This window comes from Intestinibacter sp. (assembly GCF_051866655.1).
Classification (GTDB): Bacteria; Bacillota; Clostridia; order Peptostreptococcales; family Peptostreptococcaceae; genus Intestinibacter.
On sequence record NZ_JBJDXL010000314.1, the window covers coordinates 1 to 3,616 of the forward strand.

A 3,616-nucleotide genomic window follows, 5' to 3' on the forward strand; every position below is an offset into this window, starting at 1 on the left:
ACAGCATTGATTGCTACTTCGAATCTAAATGGACTTTTCCAGAAGCAGAAATGAATGAGCTTTATGAGAAAATTCCAAATAAGAAAGATATTTACATGAGATGTTTATCAGTTGAGTACGGTTGCCTATACCATGCTCTGTGGGTATGTGACCAGAACGGATGGGAAGAAACATAAATAATTATAAACTATGAAGTTAGAATATACTGATGGATGTATATGTACATCACTAACAGTTGACGGAAAGGAAACTGTCGATATGAGTGGAGAGGCCCTTAAAGAAGTTATCCGTAAGTTGCTAGATAGAGAGTCTGATTTAGCAATCTTACAGGATATATGGAGGGACCTAGTTATGTCACAAGGAGAGTTTGAGGACCTAGGACAATGCGAGGAATGTGGTGATTATATAACTAGATACACACTTGAAATATGATAAAGGTATGCGCAATTAGTGATCTACATGGAGATCTTCCAGAGATTAAATCTTGTGACCTCGTTCTAATATGTGGGGATACAGTTCCTCTTAACGTACAAGCGAGTACTAACGGAACTAAGAAATGGTACAAGGACAAATTTAAAACCTGGGCAGAAAATCTGCCGTGCGAGAAGGTCTTGTTCATCGCAGGAAATCATGAATTACGATTCCCAGGACATCAGATTGTCTATGAGAAACTATTTCCTAGTTCTGATAAAGTAACGTATCTATGTCATAAAGAGTATACTTATACTCATGATGGAAAGGACTACAGAATCTTTGGGACTCCATACTGTAAGGTATTTGGGAACTGGGCTTATATGTATCCAGATGATACTCTAAGACAAGTTTTTAGTGAAATTCCCGAGAGTATTGATATTTTGATAACTCATGATCAGCCTTATGGATTTGGAGATATTTTACTTCAGGAAGACTGTTACTGGGCTGATGGAAGTCATATTGGTAGCGAGCCACTAATGGAAGCTATCCTAGCTAAGCAGCCTAGATTTCAATTCAACGGACACTTACATAGCTGTTCTCATGAGAAAATCATGATTAATAATACTGCTCATTATAATGTCAGTATGAAAGATGAAAGATATAATATAGTCTATGAACCCCTCTATTTAGAAATAGAATGAAGAAAATTGTGTTTTTGACTGGAGCTGGAATAAGCAAAGAAAGTGATATTCCTACGTTTAGGGATGCAGGAGACGGCCTATGGGAGAATTGTAACGTACAAGAAGTGGCAACCCATTCAGCTATAGTCAAAAATCCAGGCTTAGTCTATAAATTTATAAATGAGCTAAAGAATAAATATAAGGACTGTGTTCCTAATGAAGCTCATAAAATTATAGCTGAATTAGAGAAGAACTACGAAGTAGTAGTTATTACCCAAAATATAGATACATTACATGAGCAAGCAGGCTCTAGTAATGTACTTCATCTTCATGGTAATCTAACTAAAGTAAGAGCTACGGATAATGAGGATTTATTGTTTGACTACGTTGAAGATATATCTCCAGAGACAAGAATTGAAGGACATCTTGTACGTCCACATATAGTCTTGTTTGGAGAACCAGTTCCTAATATTATAAAAGCCTCCGAAATATTAAAAGAGGCAGATATTTGTGTAGTAGTAGGAACAAGCTTCAATGTATATCCTGCAGCAAATCTTGTAATGTATGTTCCATACGGCAACCCAATTTACTATATAGACCCAAATCCTGCTTATACTCCATATTATCCGGATATTAAGGTAATTAAGGAGGTAGCTACTACTGGAATGAAGGAACTTTTTAAAATATTGAAGAATGATCAAGTTGCTTATATAGACGAAAATAATTCAGAACAGGAAGTAGAAATATCATGATTAATATAGACGAACTGATAAAAGTAAACATGAAGTCCAGAAATCAGATTGAACTTCGTGCTTACAAGAATTTAAAGGCTGAAATTCAAGCTTTTAAGACTGCTAAGAATGCAAAGCCTTACGATGAAGCAGCTGAGATACAACTTATCTCAAAAATGTGTAAGAAATTGGAAGACAGTATTTTAAGCTTTTCTGAGGCTCATAGAGATGACTTGGTATCGGAGTATAGAGATGAACTAGAGATACTAAAAAAGTTGCTCCCAGAGCCTATAGGAGAGCAGGAGATATGTTTCTTCATAGGAAATGATAAGGAATATTTTTCTCAATTTGTTGATGAATATTTGTGTGAAAGTGGCAAAATCGTGAGAGGAATACAAATTCCAAAGAAGGAAATGGGAAATGCTATTAAGTATTTAAAATCCAAATTCCCGCAGGCAGATGGTAAATTAATTTCAAAAATTGTTAAAGAATCTATAGTATGAAAGCGTATATAGGTAATGTAAATTGGGCAGATGAGGGATTTATATTTTTCCTTAGTATAGCTAGTGAGGAAAAACTGGAAGCTCTAAAAGAGTTATTAAGTTTGTGTGAGGAACTCGGGTTATTTCCTGAGAGGGGAATAGAAATGTATTGGGGAACTAATGAGTTTTTCTATTTTAATCCAAAGAAGCTTAAAAAATTTATAGATGAAGCTGTAGATATATCTGAGGAAGATATGAAAGTCTTTGAAAAGTTCGGAGTGTCTGGATTTGACATATATGATAATATGGGAAATTCTCTAGGGGATCTAATATGTGGCTATGACTTCACCTTAAGAAGATATACTATTAAGTCCGATTTAACAGCTGAAGATTTAAGTAGGATAAAGGAACCTTATATTAAGCTGTTTGGACCAGATGAGTGGAATAGAATTCTAAAACCTTCTAATACTGATGAGTAATATAGAAGATAGAGTAAATCATCCATCTCACTATACATGGCTTAAAGACATATGTGGAATAGAGGTAATAGATATAACTAGACATATGGATTTTGATCTTGGAAATGCCATAAAGTATATTCTAAGGGCAGGCCATAAGTCAGAAGAAGGATATGATAATACTGCTAAAGAGATAGAAGATCTACAAAAAGCTATATTTTATATAAATGACAAAATAAAGTTATTGAATGATAAAATACGCAAAGAGTGATATAAGTGACGGAGTTAATTCCCTAAAAATTGGAGTAGGGAATATAGTTTCGTGTCTGTTGAGAAAAGAGCTAACAGAATATATTATTCCGTTTCAGCTTAATTATCTGATGGCTGTAGGAGCACTACGAGAAATGTTTGGAACTGCTTCTTTCTTATACTCAGACAAGTACATTAATTTAAGTATTGATGGTCTTAGTGTCGATGTATACTTCTACCCAGAGAATACTAAATTTATTTTAAAAACATAACAAAAGCCCCTTGGTCGTGTAGGATAAGTCCTATACTTCCAAGGGGCTTTTTTTTATATTATGTAATAGAAGTCCTATCTATTTTTAATATCTAGCTCTTCTGCCAAACATTTATAATCTCCATTTGTAAATACTAGAGTTTTGTTACCAAAATCCCACTTAAAGTATCCTATGAAATTAGGTAACATAGCAGTCTTTCCTTGCTTTGCAATTTCTAATATTTCTGAATAGGTCATTCTTCCTACGATTTTATGTATGCGAATCCTGTATCTTTAAAGGATCTTGTTAATCCAGTATTATCAAATAATAGATATTTCCAAGATTTCTCTC

General features: G+C 34.1%; 8 protein-coding genes. 7 read left to right on the forward strand and 1 reads right to left on the reverse strand.

The genetic code is table 11. The features are described 5' to 3' along the window. Positions 1–189 precede the first annotated feature (189 nt). The 7 genes from ACI3VO_RS09315 to ACI3VO_RS09345 are packed head-to-tail and all read left to right on the forward strand — an operon-like array spanning position 190 to position 3,286. Positions 190–432: a hypothetical protein gene (locus ACI3VO_RS09315; protein ID WP_439757652.1), complete on the forward strand. Its 243-nt coding sequence runs from the start codon at positions 190–192 to the stop codon at positions 430–432. Further along, positions 429–1,115: a metallophosphoesterase family protein gene (locus ACI3VO_RS09320; protein ID WP_439757653.1), complete on the forward strand. Its 687-nt coding sequence runs from the start codon at positions 429–431 to the stop codon at positions 1,113–1,115. Before ACI3VO_RS09315 ends, ACI3VO_RS09320 begins: the two co-directional genes overlap by 4 nt. After that, a complete protein-coding gene (locus tag ACI3VO_RS09325) occupies positions 1,112–1,846 on the forward strand; it encodes an SIR2 family NAD-dependent protein deacylase (RefSeq protein ID WP_439757654.1) in 735 nt (244 codons plus the stop codon). The genes ACI3VO_RS09320 and ACI3VO_RS09325 overlap by 4 nt, the downstream gene beginning before the upstream one ends. After that, a complete protein-coding gene (locus tag ACI3VO_RS09330) occupies positions 1,843–2,328 on the forward strand; it encodes a GatB/YqeY domain-containing protein (protein ID WP_439757655.1) in 486 nt (161 codons plus the stop codon). Before ACI3VO_RS09325 ends, ACI3VO_RS09330 begins: the two co-directional genes overlap by 4 nt. Beyond that, entirely contained in the window at positions 2,325–2,786 is a 462-nt protein-coding gene (locus tag ACI3VO_RS09335; RefSeq protein WP_439757656.1) for a hypothetical protein, read from the forward strand. The genes ACI3VO_RS09330 and ACI3VO_RS09335 overlap by 4 nt, the downstream gene beginning before the upstream one ends. After that, positions 2,779–3,036 carry a DUF3310 domain-containing protein gene (locus ACI3VO_RS09340; RefSeq protein ID WP_439757657.1) on the forward strand — a complete coding sequence of 86 codons (258 nt, stop codon included), beginning with the start codon at positions 2,779–2,781 and terminating at the stop codon, positions 3,034–3,036. The genes ACI3VO_RS09335 and ACI3VO_RS09340 overlap by 8 nt, the downstream gene beginning before the upstream one ends. Next, a complete protein-coding gene (locus ACI3VO_RS09345) occupies positions 3,014–3,286 on the forward strand; it encodes a hypothetical protein (protein WP_439757658.1) in 273 nt (90 codons plus the stop codon). The genes ACI3VO_RS09340 and ACI3VO_RS09345 overlap by 23 nt, the downstream gene beginning before the upstream one ends. Positions 3,287–3,360: 74 nt before the next feature. Here ACI3VO_RS09345 and ACI3VO_RS09350 read toward each other — a convergent pair whose 3' ends face one another. Beyond that, complete coding sequence (locus ACI3VO_RS09350) at positions 3,361–3,522, reverse strand: hypothetical protein (protein ID WP_439757659.1); 162 nt, start codon at positions 3,520–3,522, stop codon at positions 3,361–3,363. Positions 3,523–3,616: the final 94 nt, after the last annotated feature.